The organism is Pararhizobium sp. P1_E7 (assembly GCF_056405855.1).
The window spans coordinates 1-18401 of the sequence record NZ_JBFUBH010000017.1; the positions used below are offsets into that span (position 1 = coordinate 1).

Here is an 18401-nt window from a genome sequence, read left to right on the forward strand (position 1 = left end):
TTCGGCACTGGCTACTTCTACATCCCGGGCACGGAAACCTGCCTGAAGATCGGCGGCTACGTCCGTTTCCAGACCAACTTCGGTCGTGACGCAGTAAAGGGCGGCGCTTTCGCGGGTAACGGCGGATCCGACTGGGATACATTCACCCGTGGTCAGCTGCAGTTCGACGCCAAGAACGACACTGAACTTGGCACGCTCGAAAGCACGATCGTTCTGCAGACCAACGCTGACGCGGCTGGCAACAGCGACTCGACCTTCCTTGATACGGCTTCGTTCGCGATTGCCGGCTTCAAGTTCGGCTACTACTACAGCTGGTGGGACGACGGCATTGCCGGCGAAACCGACGCACTTGCTACCAACACCCTGTTCAACTCGATCTCGTACACCTACGATGGCGGCGCATTCAAGGCCGGTATCTCGGTTGACGAACTCGAAGGCATCGGCCGCATTCCCGGCACTCCGATGGACCTGCCGAACGACTTCGGTCGTAACGACAACGGCGTTGGCGTTGCTGCTATGATCTCCGGCTCGGTCGGTGGTGTAACCGCTACCCTGCTCGGCGGCTACGACACGGAACGTGAAGATGGCGCCATCCGCGCTATCCTGTCGGCTGAACTCGGTGCCGGCACCTTCGCCCTGGCTGGCGTCTGGGCCTCTGACCCGAACGTATACTACAACGAATCCGAATGGACCGTTGCAGCATCGTACGAATTCAAGGCAACCGACAAGCTGACCATCACCCCGGCTGCTCAGTACTTCGGCGACTACGCATTCATCAACGGTGTTGATGCATGGCGTGTTGGCCTGACGGCTGGCTACCAGATCACGGACGGCCTCAAGGCTCTTGCTACTGTTCAGTATCAGGACGTCGACGACGCCGATCGTTACGACGTCGGTGGCGACGAAACCACTGGTTTCCTCCGCCTGCAGCGCGACTTCTAATCTCTGGCTTCATGTCAGTGATGGAAAGCCCGGTCGAAAGACCGGGCTTTTTGCATTCAGGCCTTCTTCAATGCCTGGCTCTGCGCCAAGCCTTTGATGAATGGACCGTATTTCGCCGAGTAAGCCCGGCTTGTGCGGCGATCGAGCATTGCCTTGGCAGCCGTACGGCGGCGGATGTTATTCCGGAATGCGATTGCTGAATTCCGGGCGGCAGGACGTGGACGATCGCGCAGGTTCTTGCTGCTGTCGTCATCGGTTGGGTGCGATATTGCGATCCGTTAGTTGCAGCCAGGACGATAGAGCCCTTGCGCCACGGGACCGGGATTTTTGTTCGGCCAAAATCAATGCCAGGCGAGCGCGGCGTTGTGCACACGACAACGGTTCACAGTTCGTATGCCACAATCTCCACAGGCTTCCCTCCCGGGAGACACAGCTGCTTCCACGTCGCCCTGAAATAGGCTCACCTGTCATTTTGCCGAGCCCCGCCTTGTTGTTGCCTGCCGGCTGGGCACGGAGATTTTCCAGCCTCTATTTTAAATAAAGCGTTTTCTCGGGTTCCTTCCACAGCCGTCGCCCGCTTTGAGGCGAATTTGTGTCTTTCCGGCAACGTCATATGAGGAATGTCTGTTGCATTGCACAAACTGGCCGGTTTGTCATTTTGCCGAATTTACACTCTCGTAGTTTCCCTCCCGGAAGCTCGGGTCGGCCGGCTTCCCGTGTTGGGGATGGGGGCAAGGAATACCGTCTTCAGTGTAACACGCAGATTTATATGAAACTTTTGACTGGAGATCAGAAATGAACATCAAGAGCCTTCTTCTCGGCTCCGCTGCAGCTCTCGCAGCAGTATCCGGCGCCCAGGCAGCTGACGCAATCGTTGCTGCTGAGCCGGAACCAATGGAATACGTTCGCGTTTGCGACGCYTTCGGCACTGGCTACTTCTACATCCCGGGCACGGAAACCTGCCTGAAGATCGGCGGCTACGTCCGTTTTCAGACCAACTTCGGTCCCGATGAGGACCTTCGTGGTGTCAAGCGCGGTCGTGGTACATCCGACTGGGATGCCGTTACCCGTGGTCAGCTGCAGTTCGACGCCAAGAACGACACTGAACTTGGCACGCTGGAAAGCGTAATCGTTCTGCAGACCAACGCTGACGAGGCTGGCAACAGCGGTTCGACCTTCCTTGATACGGCTTCGTTCAAGATCGCCGGCCTCAAGTTCGGCTACTACTACAGCTGGTGGGACGACGGCATTGCCGGCGAAACCGATGCGCTTGCAACCAAGACCCTGTTCAACTCGGTCTCGTACACCTACGATGGCGGCGCATTCAAGGCCGGTATCTCCGTTGATGAACTCGAAGGCATCGGCCGCGTTCTCGGCACCCCGATGGCCCTGCCGAACAGCTTCGGTCGTAATGACAACGGCGTTGGTGTTGCTGCCATGGTTTCCGGCTCGGTCGGTGGCGTAACAGCTACCCTGCTCGGCGGCTACGACACGGAACGCGAAGATGGCGCCATCCGCGCTATCCTGACGGCTGCAATCGGCTCGGGCACTTTGAACGTTGCAGGTATCTACGCAACGGACCCGAACGTATACTACAACGAATCCGAATGGACCGTTGCAGCATCGTATGAGTTCAAGGCAACCGACAAGCTGACCATCACCCCGGCTGCTCAGTACTTCGGCGACTACGCTTTCATCAACAATGTTGATGCATGGCGCGTTGGCCTGACGGTTGGTTACAAGATCACCGCTGGCCTCAAGGCTCTTGCTACTGTTCAGTACCAGGACGTCGACGACTCCAATCGTTACGACGTCGGTGGCGACGAAACCACTGGTTTCCTCCGCCTGCAGCGCGACTTCTAATCTCTGGCTTCATGTCAGTGATGGAAAGCCCGGTCGAAAGACCGGGCTTTTTCCGTTTTGGAGCTTTTCCCGGTGCCGTCCGGCCGCGCGAAGCGGGTGTCCTCATGACGTCCTGTCGATGAATGCCGTGATTTCAGCGATCAGGTCAGGCCGGTGCAGCAGCGGCGCGTGTCCTTGCCCCGCTGCCGTCACCGATTTCATGCCCGGATGCCGTTGCGCCATTTCAGTAAAAGTCGCCTGTGACAGAATGCTGGAGTTTTCGCCCCGGATGACCATCAATGGCATCGGCTGAAAACCCTGATAGAGCTCCCAGAGATTTGGCACCGGCGTGTTTGCGTCCATGCTTTTCAGAGGCTCGATCAGGGCCGGATCGAAATCGGCGGTGATCATCCCATCCTTTTTCCGGAAGATCGCCTGCGCCATATCGTGCCAGTCTGCGTCATCAAGGGCCGGGAAGGCCTCTCCATGCACCCGTTTCAGGCTGTCGATCGCCTCTTCCCAGGAGTGCAGCGCCTGTTGCGCCTGCAGATATTGCCGGATTTGTAGCAGGCCATTGATTTCGATGACCGGGCCGATGTCGTTGAGCACGACGGCGCCAAGCAGCGCGGGACGCATGGCGGCGAGAACATGCAGGATCAGGCCGCCGCGCGACGTGCCGATGAAGACTGCCCGGGAAATATCCAGGCCAGCACATACGGCAAGCACATCTTCGGCCTCCACGGGTAGTTGATACCGGCTTTTGTCAGTATCCCAGTCCGAAAATCCGCGCCCCCGATAGTCGAGCGCTACGACGCGGCGCGGTTTTACGGGATGGGTGGAGAGCTGCATCGCCAGAAGGTGAAAGTCGCGGCTGTTGCGGCTGAGGCCGGGCAGGCAGACGATCGGAAGCAATGCTGCCGCTCGCGGATCGTCATGGCCATAGTCGCGGGCATAAAGCTGCAATCCGTCGCTGGCTGAAAACCGGCGTTCCTGAAAACTGGTATCGATGGGCTTCGTCACGATGTCTCCCTTCGCTGAATGTTGGAAAAACCATAGCGAATCGTGACTGTCCCGGAAGAGGGGCTACGGACTTTGTGCCGTCTGACAATCCGGTTGCCGTCGGCAGGCTTGCGAAAGGGTTGAAGTCAGCGGCCGACACGCAGATCCTGAACGATATCGGCCGTCTGCCCGAGCCGGGACTTGTAGACCTGATAGTTCTCCATCACCCGCTGCACATAGTTGCGGGTTTCGGCAAAGGGAATGCGCTCGATCCAGTCGACGACGTCGTCGATCGACTTGCCGCGCGGGTCGCCGTAGCGGTTGATCCAGTCCGGCACGCGGCGCGGTCCGGCATTGTAGGCGATGAAGGTGAGGATGTAGGACCCGCCGAAATCATCGATCTGTTCGCCAAGATAATGTGAGCCGAGCGTGGCATTATAGGCGGTGTCCGTCGTCAGCCGCTCCTTAGAATAGGCAAGGCCATGCCGCCCGGCCACGCCTTTCGCCGTACCAGGCAGGATCTGCAACAGTCCGCGCGCATTGGCAGGCGAAATGGCGGCCGGATTGAAGGCGCTTTCCTGCCGGGCGATTGCATAGGCCAGTGCCTTGCCCGCGCCGCTGATATTGGCGCTTGCCGGAATGACACCGATCGGAAAGGCGAGGGCGGCGACATCGATGCCGCGGCCAAAGGCGATCTTGCCGATCTGCAGCGACAGCTGATGTCCCCTGGTTTTTTCGGCTTGCGCGGAAAGCATGGCAAGCTCGCCTGGGCTCGTCAGCGCCTCGGCCAGCGACCGGTACAGGCTGTCGGCGCGCCAGCCATGTCCGGCCTCTTCCAGCCGCGCAATGGCGCGGACCGCCTCGCGGCCTTCAAATCTGGCGCGATCATCGGCGCTCGGCGAGGGGTAGGTGACATTCAGTCCGGTGCGGCCAAGCTTGGCTGCGGCAAGCTGCCCATAGAATGTGCCGGGAAGGGTTGCCGCCTTGGCAAAATATTCGCTGGCCTTTCCAGGAGCGCCAGCCTCAGCGGCGCGGCCCATCCAGTACCAGGCACGCGACACCGAGACCGGTCTGTTGGAGGCCTTCAGAATCCGTTGAAAATGCTGGGCGGCGATCGCCGGCTCGTCAAGCCCGCGCAAGGCATACCAGCCGGCATGGAATTCCGCATCGACGATATCGGCCGGATCGCTGGCAACATGATTGGCCGCGACCGTATAGGCCGCCTTGAACTTGCCCTTGTCCAGCAATCCCCGGCTGATGATCCGCTGCTCGACCCACCATTCCCCGGGGTTGATTAGTGCATCCTTGTCTTTCGGCAGGTTGGTCAGCAGCTTGGCCGCTTCCTCGTATTTCTCCTGCTTGCGCAGATATTCGACGCGGATGAACAGATAGGCCGGCTCCTTCGACCAGGAGGGATCGACAGCGGCAATCAGTGCCGCGGCATTGCCGGCCTTCTTGGCAACAGCGATCCAGGCGCGATAGAGCGACTGCGCCTTGCCGAGATCGCTGAAACGGGCAGCCTGATCGAGGCGGCCGCGATAAAGCAGCATTTCCATTCGCCGCTGGTGGTCGTTTGTGGTCAAAACGCCCGGAAATTCCTCAAGAATCCTGGTTTCTGYCGCCTTGTCGAGCGCGTCCTTCGACCAGAGGCCACGAAGCAGGTTGGCGGCAGCGGCCTTGTCGCCATTGGCCTGATAGGCGCGAGCAAGAATGATGGTGCCATCGGGCGTTTCCGGCCGTGTCGTGCCGAAGGCCGAAAGGATGTCCGCGGTGGCCGGATTCTCGCGATACAGCGCCCGCTCGGAATTGGCACGCAGCGCGTCAAGCCCCGGCCAGCCCTTCAGTTCCTGCTGCGCGGCGGCGATTTCGTAGGATGGTACGGCCTTCTGGCCGGAAACGGCGATGGCCCAGGTGAGAATGTGGCGGTCGAGCGTGTCTTTGGCAAGCGCGTTGCGCGCCAGAATTGCCTTGGCTGCGTCCTTGTTTGACAGCGCATCCAGCCCGGTCTTCAGACCGGAATTGACCGGCACGGCTGCGGTGGCGGAGATGATCGAGCCGGTGACTTCAGGGGAAGGGGTCCGTCCGGTTTTCACCTGTGTCTGCGGCTTCGACCGGGGCAGTGGAACCTGCAGCTCTTGGGCGGAAACGGCCAATGCAGAGAAAAGCATCGCCGATGCGCCCAGCATCGCAATCATGTGGCGAAACATATGCCCCCGCATCCAGAACCCCATGCTTCCCTGCGACAGTCTCTCATTTGGCGATGCAATTGCTAACGAAAGGTTACCCGTTATCATTCAATCCCATAAATTCCGGCGCGTCCATGTCGGCGGCTGGCCGGGCCCTGAAATACGTAAAACCGCCGTTGATACCGGCGCAATAGACGGGAACCGGCGACGAATGGCGCGATAGAGTGCTTGCCGCAGGCACCTCACATGATTATGGTGCGCCAGTTTTCTAACCATGAAATGCGGCTAAAGCGTGGGTTGGTTTCAAGCTCCCGGGCCGTCAGGAGTCGTGCATGTTCAAGGGATCCATTCCCGCACTCGTCACCCCGTTCACTGCTTCCGGAGCAGTGGATACGGATAGTTTTGCCGCGCATGTCGAATGGCAGATCAGCGAAGGCAGTCACGGTCTGGTGCCGGTTGGCACTACCGGTGAATCGCCGACCCTGTCGCATGCCGAGCATAAACGCGTGGTGGAACTGTGCATCGAGACCGCGGCAAAGCGTGTACCGGTGATCGCAGGAGCCGGCTCCAACAACACCACCGAAGCCATTGAACTGGCGCAGCACGCCGAAAAGGCTGGCGCCGATGCCGTTCTGGTCGTCACGCCCTATTACAACAAGCCGACCCAGAAGGGTCTTTTCGCGCACTATGCGGCGATTGCCGAGAGTGTGAAGCTGCCGATCGTTATCTACAATATTCCCGGCCGTTCCGTCGTGGATATGAGCGTCGAAACGATGGCTGCCCTGCACAAGGCCTATCCGTCGATCATCGGCGTCAAGGATGCAACCGGCAAGATCGAACGCGTCTCCGAGCAGCGGATGGCCTGCGGCGCGGGCTTTGTCCAGCTTTCGGGTGAGGATGCGACGGCGCTTGGCTTCAATGCGCATGGTGGCGTTGGCTGCATCTCCGTCACCGCCAACGTTGCGCCGCGCCTCTGTGCCGAGTTCCAGGAAGCAACGCTTGCCGGCGATTACGCCAAGGCGCTCGACTATCAGGACAAGCTGATGCCGCTGCACAAGGCGATCTTTATGGAGCCGGGCCTCTGCGGCGCGAAATATGCGCTCCACCGCCTGCGCCAGATGAACCGCACCGTGCGTTCGCCGCTGTTGTCGACGCTTGAGCCGGCAACCGAGGCTGCCATCGACGCAGCCCTGCGCCATGCGGGGCTGCTGAACTGATGGCACCGAAGGGCAGCCAGCGTGTGGTCAAGAAAATTGTCGCGGAGAACCGGAAGGCCCGCTTCAACTACGAGATCATCGATACCTACGAGGCCGGTCTGGTTCTGACCGGCACCGAGGTCAAGTCGCTGCGCGAAGGCAAGGCCAATATCGCCGAATCCTATGCCACCGACGAGGGTGGCGAGATGTGGCTGATCAATTCGTATCTGCCAGAATATCTGCAGGCCAACCGGTTCAACCACGAGCCGCGCCGCCGCCGCAAGCTCTTGCTGTCAAAACGCGAGGCCCACCGGTTGCAAAGCGCGATCAATCGCGACGGCATGACGCTGATCCCGCTCAAAATCTACTTCAACGATCAGGGCAGGGCCAAGCTCGAGCTGGCGCTGGGCAAGGGCAAGAAGCTTCACGACAAGCGTGAAAGCGAAAAGGAACGCGACTGGAACCGGCAGAAGAGCCGCTTGCTGAAGGACCGATAGTTCGCCTAACGGCGTTCGGATAGAAAAAAGGACCGGCTGCGATCAGCCGGTCCWTTTCATTTCAGTCGTGGAATTCGTCGCTGACCGGCTCGGTCACCCGGACCGGGCGTTCCGAGGGGTCGCGGCCGACTTCGGCTTTCAGGCTGACAAGCTCGATGAAGTGGTCGGCCTGCCGGCGCAGATCGTCGGCGATCATGGGCGGCTGGGTCGACATGGTCGAAACGACCGAGACCTTGCGCCCCTTGCGCTGCAGCGCTTCCACCAGTGTGGTGAAATCGCCGTCGCCGGAGAAGATCACCAGGTGATCCACCGTTTCGGACTGTTCCATCGCATCGATGGCCAGTTCGATGTCCATATTGCCCTTGATCTTCCGGCGCCCGAGGGAATCGGTGAACTCCTTGGCCGGCTTTGTCACAACCTTGTAACCGTTATAGTCTAGCCAATCGATCAGCGGCCGGATCGATGAATATTCCTGGTCCTCGATCAGCGCCGTGTAATAATACGCCCGAAGCAGGTAGCCGCGCTTCTGGAAGGCTTTGAGAAGCTTGCGATAATCAATGTCGAAACCAAGGCTTTTCGACGCGGCGTAGAGATTGGCCCCATCGATGAAGAGCGCGATTTTTTCGCGTGGGTCGAACATCGTAATTCCTTTTTGTTGTCTCAATGTTTTTGATTTTCAACCTAAGCGAGCAGTGATGTCCCCAGCGGCAGAACAATTCGATTACATTAAGATCTCATCATATTCCAGCTTTCTAAGCCAATGTTCGCTTTAGTCTAAGAAAATTCCGCTTGGAATAGCTATTTCTCGCAGTTTTTTGCTAAGAATAAGAAATATCAAGCTTTGTTTAGATTTTTTTTCTGACGAGCGGGGGGAACGCTGTTCGCGCAAATGTCTATTTCCCCATGGTTCATCAGGGTTTAACGATATTCAATCACCATTTTGGCGGATGTCAAAGCCAAACGATCGGAAGTGGTTGCCGGATATCATTTTTGTGTTGAATGCTGCCGCAGCCAAGATTTCCGGATATCTTTTTCCGCAATGCAGGAAAAACTTGAATTTATGTGGTTTTGATTGTATCGGGCAGGTTAATTCCTGAAATCGGAGCCGCGCATACCGTCAAGCCGACGGCTGGACGGGTTCCGGTGTTGTTAATCGGCGCAGCAGCGGGCCGTCGCTCGGCATCCGTGATTTTAGTTGCGCTCTTGAGATCCAAAGGACAGGCAATGGCCCGCGTCACCGTTGAAGATTGCATCGACAAAGTCGATAACCGTTTCGAGCTCGTGCTTCTGGCAAGCCACCGTGCCCGCCTGATCTCGCAGGGCGCTGCGATCACGATCGATCGCGACAACGACAAGAACCCGGTCGTGGCCTTGCGCGAAATCGCCGATGAAACGCTGTCGCCGGGCGACCTCAAGGAAGATCTGATCCACTCGCTGCAGAAGCATGTCGAGGTCGATGAGCCCGAGCCAGATCCGGCTTCGATGATCGGCGGCGATGCTGCTGCGGCCTTCGCTGAAACGGCTGAGGACGACGATCAGCCGGAGCCGATCACCTTCGACCGCATGTCGGAAGAAGAGCTGCTGGCTGGTATCGAAGGCCTGGTTCCGCCGGAAAAAAGCGACGACTATTGAGCGAATGGCGTGCCCGGCCAATGCCGGGTGCGACGCTCTGACGCAATGCCGCATTTCGCTTAGAATTCGCGCAAACCCGGTATTTGCAAAGCAGTGCGCCACTCCTATGATTGGCGCACTTTTTGTTTTCCGGATCCTTCCTGGAGTCCCTAGCGGATGATGCGCCAATACGAGCTCGTTGAGCGCGTTCAAAAATACAAGCCCGATGTAAACGAAGCGCTTCTCAACAAGGCCTATGTTTATGCCATGCAGAAGCATGGCCAGCAGAAGCGGGCAAGCGGCGATCCCTACATCTCCCATCCTCTGGAAGTCGCAGCGATCCTCACCGAGATGCATCTCGACGAATCGACGATCGCGGTCGCCCTTCTGCACGACACGATCGAGGACACGACGGCGACCCGGGCCGAAATCGACGAGCTTTTTGGCGAGGACATCGGCGCGCTGGTCGAAGGGCTGACCAAGATCAAGAAGCTCGATCTGGTCACGAAGAAAGCCAAGCAGGCCGAAAACCTGCGCAAGCTGCTTTTGGCTATTTCCGACGATGTGCGCGTTCTGCTCGTCAAGCTCGCCGATCGGCTGCACAATATGCGCACGCTCGATCACATGTCGGCGGAAAAGCGCGCCCGGATTTCTGAAGAGACGATGGATATCTACGCGCCGCTTGCCGGCCGCATGGGTATGCAGGACATGCGCGAGGAGCTCGAAAATCTCTCGTTCCGCCACATCAACCCGGAAGCCTTCGAGACGGTCACCCGGCGGCTTGAGGAACTTTCGACCCGCAACGAAGGCCTGATCAAGAAGATCGAGGCCGAACTGGACGAACTGCTTCAAGCCAGGGGCCTGACGGGCACGCTGGTCAAGGGGCGGCAGAAGAAGCCTTATTCGGTTTTCAAGAAGATGCAGTCGAAGTCATTGTCCTTCGAGCAGCTCTCCGATGTCTGGGGCTTCCGCATCATCGTCGCCGATATCCCGGACTGCTACCGGGCGCTGGGGATCGTGCACACGCGCTGGCGCGTGGTTCCGGGCCGGTTCAAGGACTATATTTCAACGCCGAAGCAGAACGACTACCAGTCGATCCACACGACCATCGTCGGTCCGTCGCGCCAGCGTATTGAACTGCAGATCCGCACGCGCCTGATGCACGAGATCGCCGAATACGGCATTGCCGCCCACACGCTTTACAAGGATAGCGCCGAGCTGGCTGGTGAGGTCAAGCTGTCGCCGAAGTCGAATGCCTATTCCTGGCTGCGCCGGACGATTGAATCTCTGGCGGAAGGCGACAATCCGGAAGAGTTCCTCGAACATACCAAGCTCGAACTGTTTCAGGACCAGGTTTTCTGTTTCACGCCGAAAGGCCAGCTGATCGCGCTGCCGCGCGGTGCGACGCCGATCGATTTTGCCTATGCCGTTCACACCAATATCGGCGATACCTGCGTCGGCGCCAAGATCAACGGCCGGATCATGCCGCTGGTGACACGGCTCAACAACGGCGACGAGGTCGAGATCGTCCGCTCCGGCATTCAGGTGCCGCCGCCGGCCTGGGAGGAAATCGTCGTCACCGGCAAGGCCCGGGCCGCCATCCGCCGCGCCACCCGCGCAGCCGTCAGGAAGCAATATTCCGGTCTCGGTTACCGTATCCTCGAGCGCACGTTCGAGCGGGCTGGAAAATCCTTCACCCGTGAGGCGATGAAGCCGGTCCTGCACCGGCTCGGCCATAAAGAAATCGAAGACGCGATCGCCGCTGTCGGCCGCGGCGAGCTGTCGTCGCTCGACGTCCTGCGCGCCGTCTATCCCGACCATCAGGACGAGCGCGTCACAGTCAAGCCGAACACCGACGAAGGCTGGTTCAATATGCGCAGCGCCGCCGGCATGGTCTTCAAGCTGCCGGGCCGTCCGAAGGACATGTTCGATGTTCTGGAAGGCGAGGGACCCGAGGCGCTGCCGATCCGCGGCCTGTCCGGCAATGCCGAGGTGCATTTCAGCGCATCCGGCGCCGTGCCGGGCGACCGTATCGTCGGCATCATGGAAAAGGACAAGGGGATCACCATTTATCCGATCCAGTCGCCGAGCCTGCAAAAGTTCGACGAGGAATCCGAGCGTTGGATCGATGTGCGCTGGGATCTGGATGAGGCCAACAATACCCGTTTCATGGCGCGCATCCAGATCAACGCACTCAACGAGCCGGGTACGCTGGCCGAGATCGCCCAGTCGATTGCGACCAGCGATATCAACATCCGCACCCTGTCGATGGGGCAGGTGGCCACCGATTTCAGTGAATTCCAGCTGGATCTGGAGGTCTGGGATCTGCGCCAACTCAACCACCTGATCACCCAGATCCGCGATCTGCCGAGCGTCTCCACGGTGAAGCGCGTGTTCGAGTGACGCCGCGTTTGCGGCATCGCGGCGATTTTCGAATAGGGGCCCGAAATCGGCCGCTCACCTCTCCCGGCCGCAGTTGCGCATAGCACGGCGGCAATTGCACTCTGATTGTGCATTCCTTGGGGTGAAAAAGTGCAGGCCATGCATGTCACGCATGGCTGCCGCCTTTTTGTAGCTCTGGTGACGAAGGGCTGGTTCCACTATCTTCAGCGTCGGGAGGTAAACAAAAGAGGTTTACCATGTTTAAGCAACTGAAGAAAATCACCAACGCCCTGCGCGTACCGTCTGTCGAAGACCGGGAACTGAACTATCTCAACGGTTCGCTCGACCGGATCGACCTGGAATACCGCCAGCGTCAGATCGACCGCGGCCTGTTCCGTAGCTCGTTCTAAGCCACGTTGTTGTCCGGCTGCCTGCATCGGCAGGCTGCCGGGACCTATGCAAATATCGTATGGCGGGTACGTTCTTTGCGCATGGCGCGCAGCCAGCCGCCGGAACAAAGCCTGCACGCGTTCCCGGCTGTAAAGCTGATTTTCGCGCGAGCGCCATTGAACAGCCATATCCGCATCGTCTATCAGAGCGTTATGTTGTTCAGACGCAAAAAGCCGGCAACCTGGTCGGGAAAGCTCCGTGAGTTCCTGTGGCCGCGAAAGGGTTTTTCGCGCGGGCTTCGTTATCTGTCGATGCGTGTGCTCAGGCTGTCATCGACACCGCATTCGATAGCACTCGGCGTTGCCGCCGGTGCGGCCTCTTCGGCCACTCCGTTTGTCGGATTTCACATTCTGATCGCATTGGCTCTCGCCTATTTGCTGTCGGGCAATCTAATCGCAGCCGGCATATCGACGGCACTCGCCAATCCCTTGACGATCCCGTTCATTCTGGCAGCGACTTACGAGGTTGGCCTGATCATGCTTGGGACAGAGGGCAACGGCGCTATGGCCGGTCAGGATATTCTCCACCTGCTGAAACATCTCGAATTCTCCCATCTCTGGGGTCCCGTGCTGAAGCCGATGCTGGTCGGTTCGGTGCCGCTTGCTGTTTTAAGCGCTGCCGTCTTCTATGTCGTGGCTTTCTATGCTGCCAGGCTGTTCCAGTCCCGCCGTCAAAGCAGGCTGCGGGCGCGTGCGGTCGCATGGGTGGATGATCTTTGATTTCTGACATGTTTTTAACTTGGCAGAGAGCGGACCGTCTGCTCTTGTTGCATCTCCACTAGGGTATTTTCATTTCGATGATTATCGGCATCGGCAGTGACCTGATCGACATCCGGCGTATCGCAAGCTCGCTCGAACGTTTCGGCGAGCGTTTCAGCCATCGCTGTTTCACCGAGATCGAGATCCGCAAATCGGAAGGCCGCAAGAATCGCGCCGAATCCTATGCCAAGCGGTTTGCCGCAAAGGAGGCCTGTTCCAAGGCTCTCGGTACCGGATTGGCGCAGGGCGTTTTCTGGAAAGACATGGGCGTCGTCAATCTGCCGGGCGGCAAGCCCACGATGCAGCTGACCGGGGGGGCTGCCGAGCGGCTTGCGGAAATGCTGCCGGCTGGCCACCGCGGCGTCATTCACCTGACGATCACCGACGATTTCCCCCTGGCGCAGGCCTTCGTCATAATTGAAGCTCTGCCCGTTGCTCAAGATTGAGGAAGCGTTTAGAGCATGTCCGAATGAGATGGACCGTATCATCGGGCTAAAGTGCATCTGAAAGGACGGCGCCGCGCATAAGCGTCAGGCAGCCTCCGATCGGATGACCCGGCGGGATATGGAACCCAAGCAATATATCCGCCGGCTTTCAGTGCGTGCGGGATCAGATCAAGGAACAAGTGGCGTGGCAGAAAATATCGACAAGAAGCAGGGCAGCGGCCTTTGGGAAAACGTCAAGGTCATCATCCAGGCGCTTCTGCTCGCCGTGGTGATCCGTACGGTGTTCTTCCAGCCCTTCACCATTCCGTCCGGTTCGATGATGCCGACGCTGCTGGTCGGCGATTATATCTTCGTCAACAAGTTCGCCTATGGCTATTCGAAATACTCCCTGCCGTTCTCGCCCGACCTGTTTGAAGGCCGCATCTTTGCCAGCGAACCCAAGCGCGGCGACGTCGTGGTGTTCCGCTTTCCGCCGAACCCGGACATCGACTATATCAAGCGCCTGATCGGCCTGCCGGGCGACAAGATCCAGGTCCGCGACAGCATTCTTTACGTCAACGACAAGGCCGTCGAACGCGTGCCGGATGGCGTGTTCCGCGCCGACGACCAGTACGACACCGGTGCCGATGTCCCGGTTTTCCGCGAAACGCTCGACAATGGCGTCAATTTCGACACGCTCGACCAGTTTCCGGATTCGCGCGGCGACAACACGCGGGAATTCATCGTTCCGGAAGGCCATTACTTCATGATGGGCGACAACCGCGACAACTCGGCCGATAGCCGTTTCGACGTCGGCTTCGTTCCGGCGCAGAACCTGATCGGCCGCGCTTCGATGATCTTCTTCTCGCTCGGCAACGACACCTCGTTCCGTGAAATCTGGAAATGGCCGACGAACCTGCGTTACGACCGTCTTTTCAAGGGCGTCGAATGAGCAAGGGCCGTTCGCTGAACACGGAGGACCGGCAGCGGCTTGAGGCTGCGATCGGTTACAGCTTTGTCCAGAAGGAACGGCTCGACCGGGCGCTGACCCATGCCAGCGCCCGCAACGCCAAGGGTTCCAATTATGAGCGGCTGGAGTTTCTGGGCGACCGGGTGCTCGGGCTCTGCGTCGCCGAACTCTTGTTCGACACCTTCAAGGACGCTGACGAGGGCGAGCTTTCGGTTCGCCTGAACCAGCTCGTCAGTGCTGACAGCTGTGCGCTGGTCGCCGATGCGCTGTCGCTGCACCTCTTCATCCGCACCGGCGCCGACGTGAAGAAGCTCACCGGAAAATCGATGCTCAACGTGCGCGCCGATGTGGTAGAGTCGCTGATCGCGGCGATCTATCTCGACGGCGGGCTTGAGGCCGCGCGCGGCTTCATCCAGCGCCACTGGTCGGCGCGGGCGAGCCGGGTCGATGGTGCGCGGCGCGATGCCAAGACCGAGTTGCAGGAATGGGCCCATGCCAAGTTCGGCGTGACGCCAAGCTACCGTATCGACGACCGCTCTGGCCCGGATCACGACCCGCGCTTTACGGTGACGGTGGAAATACCGGGCATTGCGCCGGAAACGGGCATCGACCGGTCCAAGCGCGCCGCCGAACAGGTGGCCGCCACGAAAATTCTGGAGCGCGAAGGCGTCTGGAAGAAAGCGACGACGGCCTGATCTGTCCGGAGGCATTGTTCCTCCCGAAAGATCAGGCAATCCTTTGACAGACAATGCGATCTCGCGCGCCTCAGCGGCGCCCGGCCGCCCAATCGGAAATCACGGACATCATGAGCGAAACAGAACCAACCGCAGTAGAAACCGAAAAAGGCCCGACCCGGTCCGGTTTCGTCGCCCTGATCGGCGCCACCAATGCCGGCAAGTCGACGCTGGTCAACAAGCTGGTCGGCGCCAAGGTGTCGATCGTCAGCCATAAGGTGCAGACGACACGCGCCATTGTGCGCGGCATCGCCATCCATAAGAATGCCCAGATCGTTTTCATGGACACGCCCGGCATCTTCAAGCCGCGCCGCCGCCTCGACCGCGCCATGGTGACGACCGCCTGGGGCGGTGCCAAGGATGCCGACGCGATCATGATGCTGATCGACAGCGAACGCGGCCTGAAGGGCGACGCCGAGACCATTCTCAACGGCCTGAAGGAAGTCGAACAGCCGAAGATGCTGGTGCTCAACAAGATCGACCAGGTGTCGCGCGAAGAGCTGTTGAAGCTTGCCACCGCCGCCAACGAATATGTCGATTTCGAACGCACCTTCATGATCTCGGCGCTGAATGGCTCCGGCTGCGACGACGTGCTCGATTATCTCGCCATGAAGCTGCCGGAAGGTCCCTGGTACTATCCGGAGGACCAGATTTCCGACTTGCCGATGCGCCAGCTCGCCGCCGAAATCACGCGCGAAAAGCTGTTCCTGCGCCTGCATCAGGAGCTGCCCTACTCGTCGCATGTCGAGACGGAAAAGTGGGAAGAGCGCAAGGACGGTTCGGTGCGGATCGAACAGGTCATCTATGTCGAGCGCGACAGCCAGAAGAAGATTGCGCTCGGCAAGAACGGCGATGCGATCAAGGCGATCTCCATGGCGTCGCGCAAGGAACTCTCCGAAATCCTCGAACAGCCGGTTCATCTGTTCCTGTTCGTCAAGGTGCGCGAAAACTGGGGCGACGACCCTGAGCGCTTCCGCGAGATGGGCCTGGAGTTCCCGAAGTAAAATTGACGGTTGCGACCCTGCCGGCGTATGCGTCAGCAGGGTTCCGGCGCTGGTCGCGGCCAGCGACCGATCGCCGTGAATGCCACGACCGCGCCGATTCCCAGAACAACGACGGACGTTAATGCGACCCACGCGCCGCCCTGTTCGATGAGCACGGCAAAGACGAAGGGGGCGGCCGCCGAGACTGCCAGCCGCACAGCGGCGAGCTTTCCCAGCATTTCGCCATAGCCTGAAGCGCCGAAGAGAAACAGCGGCAGCGACCCCTGCACAATGCTGGCAAGGCCGGAGCCGAGACCGACAAGCAAAGCAAACAGGACCGCCCCGGCAATCCAGGCTCCTGAAACGATCAGCACCGAAGCGCCGCCGATGATGAATACTGCCGAAAGGATGGCGAGCGCTAGCGGCGAAATATTCCGCCCCATCAGCATGTTGGTGAAGCGGCTGAGCACCTGTGCAGGTCCGAACAGGGTTCCGACGAGAACGGCGCTAGCGCCAAGCCCGACCGCCCCGAGCAGGGGCACCATGTGAAACAGCAGCGCGGCCAGCGCGAATCCTTGCAGGGCAAACCCGGTGGCCGTCAGCAGGAAGGCGCGACGCCGGTGTTCCGCAACCACGACGCCACCCGCCGCATCGGCATTCACCGGCCGGTTCGCCGATCCTGCATTGCTCGCCTGTCGCACAAGCCGCGTGATCCAGAGGTGCACCGGCAAACAAACGGCCAAATTGAGAGCTGCGAAGATGAGGTAGACCGCGCGCCACGAAAGATGCTGATGCAGTTCGACCGTGACCGGCCAGAAGATGGTCGAGGCGAAGCCGGCAATCAGCGTCAGGTGCGTGATGCTGCGCTGGGCGTTGCCGGGAGTGATCTGTACGAGCGTCGCGAAGGCGGCGTTGTAGAGCACCAGCGTCGAGACGATCTCGATCGCGACGATGCCGGCGACATAGGTCACCGGATTGAAAGCGGATGCGCAGATGATCAGGATGGCGGCGGCGGCGGCCGAGCCGATCGCCATGATCCGGCTTGCCCCATAGCGGTCCATCCACCGTCCCACGCGCGGCGCGACAAGGCCCCCCGCCAGAAGGGAGGCGGAGAAAATGCCGAAGACGACTTCCACCGGCCAGCCGAAGTCCGTCGCCATGTCCGGCGCCAGAATGCTGAAGCTGTAGTAGAGCGTCCCATAACCGATGATCTGTGTGAGCCCCAGGCCGAAAACCAGGAGCAGCCGGTTGCGCGGCGAGGGCGTGGTCATATGCTCTTCAGTCCAACCCGCTGTTCGAGTTTGGCCGCCTCTTCCTTGCGCTCGCTATAGCGGTCGGTGAGATAGCCTGAGACATCGCGCGTCAAAAGCGTGAACTTGACCAGTTCCTCCGTCACATCGACCACCCGGTCATAGTAGGACGACGGTTTCATCCGACCGTTGGTGTCAAACTCCTGATAGGCCTTGGCAACGGAAGACTGGTTGGGGATGGTGATCATCCGCATCCAGCGGCCGAGAATGCGCATCTGGTTGACGGCATTGAAGCTCTGCGAGCCGCCCGAGACCTGCATGACCGCCAGCGTCCGGCCTTGCGTTGGCCGCACCGAACCGACGGACAGCGGGATCCAGTCGATCTGCGCCTTCATGATGCCGCTCATGGCGCCGTGGCGCTCGGGGCTGACCCAGACCTGGCCCTCCGACCACAGGGACAGCTCCCGCAATTCCTGCACCTTCGGATGACTGGCCGGTGCTGCGTCGGGCAGGGGCAAGCCATCCGGATTGAAAAACTTCACCTGCGCGCCAAAATGCGTTAGCAAGCGGCCGGCCTCCTCGGCAAGAAACCGGCTGTAGGAGACCGTCCGAAGCGAGCCGTAAAGAATGAGAATGCGCGGCGGATGGCTGGAGATCGGCAAGCGCAATGCGTCCGGGTCCGGCTGCCGCAGGTGCTTGAGGCTGGCTGCGGGCAGATCAGACAAGACGCTTGCCCTCGGCATCAAGCACCTGCTCGCCGTCCTCCTTTGCGAACGCGCCCTTGTGGGTTTCCGGCAGGATATCCAGCACGGCCTCGGACGGCCGGCAGAGCCGCGTGCCGATCGGCGTGATCACGAACGGCCGGTTGATGAGGATGGGATGCGCCAGCATGGCATCCAGAAGCTGGTCGTCGCTGAGCGACGGATCGGCAAGGCCGAGCGCGCCGAACGGCGTATCTTTTTCGCGGATCGCTTCGCGAACAGCAAGGCCCGCATCGGCGATCATCGTCTTCAACTCCTGCCGGCTCGGCGGGTTGTGCAGATAGTCGATGACGGCCGGCTCGATCCCGGCATTGCGGATCATGGCAAGTGTGTTGCGGGACGTGCCGCAAGCGGGATTGTGATAGATGGTGACGGTCATGGTTGGCCTCGGTGTGGTTGTCGCATAATTCCTTAA

At 59.8% G+C, this 18401-nt stretch carries 18 protein-coding genes; 12 read left to right on the forward strand and 6 right to left on the reverse strand.

All coding sequences use genetic code 11. The features are described 5' to 3' along the window. Together AC1D17_RS16665 and AC1D17_RS16670 are read left to right on the forward strand one after the other, a co-directional pair. A partial coding sequence (locus AC1D17_RS16665) for a porin (protein WP_477566488.1) occupies positions 1 to 942 on the forward strand: 942 nt, incomplete at its 5' end. Between the two features lie 795 nt (positions 943 to 1737). Then, a complete protein-coding gene (locus AC1D17_RS16670) occupies positions 1738 to 2805 on the forward strand; it encodes a porin (RefSeq protein WP_477566489.1) in 1068 nt (355 codons plus the stop codon). A 102-nt stretch (positions 2806 to 2907) separates the two neighbouring features. Here AC1D17_RS16670 and AC1D17_RS16675 read toward each other — a convergent pair whose 3' ends face one another. Further along, positions 2908 to 3804 carry an alpha/beta fold hydrolase gene (locus AC1D17_RS16675; protein WP_477566490.1) on the reverse strand — a complete coding sequence of 299 codons (897 nt, stop codon included), beginning with the start codon at positions 3802 to 3804 and terminating at the stop codon, positions 2908 to 2910. 125 nt (positions 3805 to 3929) lie between these two features. Beyond that, positions 3930 to 6002, reverse strand: a complete 2073-nt coding sequence (locus AC1D17_RS16680) for a lytic transglycosylase domain-containing protein (RefSeq protein WP_477566491.1) — start codon at positions 6000 to 6002, stop codon at positions 3930 to 3932. A gap of 299 nt (positions 6003 to 6301) precedes the next feature. Here AC1D17_RS16680 and dapA point away from each other — a divergent pair, with 299 nt between their 5' ends. Both dapA and smpB read left to right on the forward strand, forming a co-directional pair. Then, a complete protein-coding gene (dapA, locus tag AC1D17_RS16685) occupies positions 6302 to 7186 on the forward strand; it encodes a 4-hydroxy-tetrahydrodipicolinate synthase (RefSeq protein ID WP_477566492.1) in 885 nt (294 codons plus the stop codon). Further along, a complete protein-coding gene (gene smpB / locus AC1D17_RS16690) occupies positions 7186 to 7662 on the forward strand; it encodes an SsrA-binding protein SmpB (RefSeq protein ID WP_264219407.1) in 477 nt (158 codons plus the stop codon). The genes dapA and smpB overlap by 1 nt, the downstream gene beginning before the upstream one ends. Positions 7663 to 7723: 61 nt before the next feature. On the opposite strand, the gene AC1D17_RS16695 is transcribed toward smpB, so the two are convergent. Further along, complete coding sequence (locus AC1D17_RS16695) at positions 7724 to 8302, reverse strand: LabA-like NYN domain-containing protein (RefSeq protein WP_477566493.1); 579 nt, start codon at positions 8300 to 8302, stop codon at positions 7724 to 7726. Positions 8303 to 8886: 584 nt separating this feature from the next. On the opposite strand from AC1D17_RS16695, the gene rpoZ reads away from it, so the two are divergent. The 8 genes from rpoZ (at position 8887) to era (ending at position 15996) form a co-directional block, all read left to right on the forward strand. Continuing rightward, complete coding sequence (rpoZ, locus tag AC1D17_RS16700; protein WP_477566494.1) at positions 8887 to 9294, forward strand: DNA-directed RNA polymerase subunit omega; 408 nt, start codon at positions 8887 to 8889, stop codon at positions 9292 to 9294. Positions 9295 to 9450: 156 nt separating this feature from the next. Beyond that, complete coding sequence (locus AC1D17_RS16705; protein ID WP_477566495.1) at positions 9451 to 11676, forward strand: RelA/SpoT family protein; 2226 nt, start codon at positions 9451 to 9453, stop codon at positions 11674 to 11676. 236 nt (positions 11677 to 11912) lie between these two features. Continuing rightward, positions 11913 to 12065, forward strand: a complete 153-nt coding sequence (locus tag AC1D17_RS16710; RefSeq protein ID WP_477566496.1) for a DUF3563 domain-containing protein — start codon at positions 11913 to 11915, stop codon at positions 12063 to 12065. A gap of 192 nt (positions 12066 to 12257) precedes the next feature. Continuing rightward, a complete protein-coding gene (locus tag AC1D17_RS16715) occupies positions 12258 to 12824 on the forward strand; it encodes a DUF2062 domain-containing protein (protein ID WP_477566497.1) in 567 nt (188 codons plus the stop codon). 77 nt (positions 12825 to 12901) lie between these two features. Then, positions 12902 to 13309 (forward strand): holo-ACP synthase, encoded by a 408-nt coding sequence (gene acpS / locus AC1D17_RS16720; RefSeq protein WP_477566498.1) that lies wholly within the window; start codon positions 12902 to 12904, stop codon positions 13307 to 13309. 118 nt (positions 13310 to 13427) lie between these two features. Beyond that, positions 13428 to 14240: a signal peptidase I gene (gene lepB / locus AC1D17_RS16725; protein ID WP_477566499.1), complete on the forward strand. Its 813-nt coding sequence runs from the start codon at positions 13428 to 13430 to the stop codon at positions 14238 to 14240. Further along, positions 14237 to 14953 carry a ribonuclease III gene (gene rnc, locus AC1D17_RS16730; RefSeq protein ID WP_477566500.1) on the forward strand — a complete coding sequence of 239 codons (717 nt, stop codon included), beginning with the start codon at positions 14237 to 14239 and terminating at the stop codon, positions 14951 to 14953. Before lepB ends, rnc begins: the two co-directional genes overlap by 4 nt. Before the next feature lie 110 nt (positions 14954 to 15063). Then, positions 15064 to 15996 (forward strand): GTPase Era, encoded by a 933-nt coding sequence (era, locus tag AC1D17_RS16735; protein WP_037107068.1) that lies wholly within the window; start codon positions 15064 to 15066, stop codon positions 15994 to 15996. Between the two features lie 32 nt (positions 15997 to 16028). Here the strand turns inward: era and arsK are convergent, their stop codons facing one another. The 3 genes from arsK to arsC are packed head-to-tail and all read right to left on the reverse strand — an operon-like array spanning position 16029 to position 18365. Continuing rightward, on the reverse strand, positions 16029 to 17246 hold the full coding sequence (gene arsK, locus AC1D17_RS16740) for an arsenite efflux MFS transporter ArsK (protein ID WP_477566501.1): 1218 nt from the start codon (positions 17244 to 17246) through the stop codon (positions 16029 to 16031). After that, complete coding sequence (gene arsH, locus AC1D17_RS16745) at positions 17243 to 17968, reverse strand: arsenical resistance protein ArsH (protein WP_477566502.1); 726 nt, start codon at positions 17966 to 17968, stop codon at positions 17243 to 17245. Before arsH ends, arsK begins: the two co-directional genes overlap by 4 nt. Further along, positions 17943 to 18365, reverse strand: a complete 423-nt coding sequence (gene arsC, locus AC1D17_RS16750; protein ID WP_477566503.1) for an arsenate reductase (glutaredoxin) — start codon at positions 18363 to 18365, stop codon at positions 17943 to 17945. Before arsC ends, arsH begins: the two co-directional genes overlap by 26 nt. Positions 18366 to 18401 lie beyond the last annotated feature (36 nt).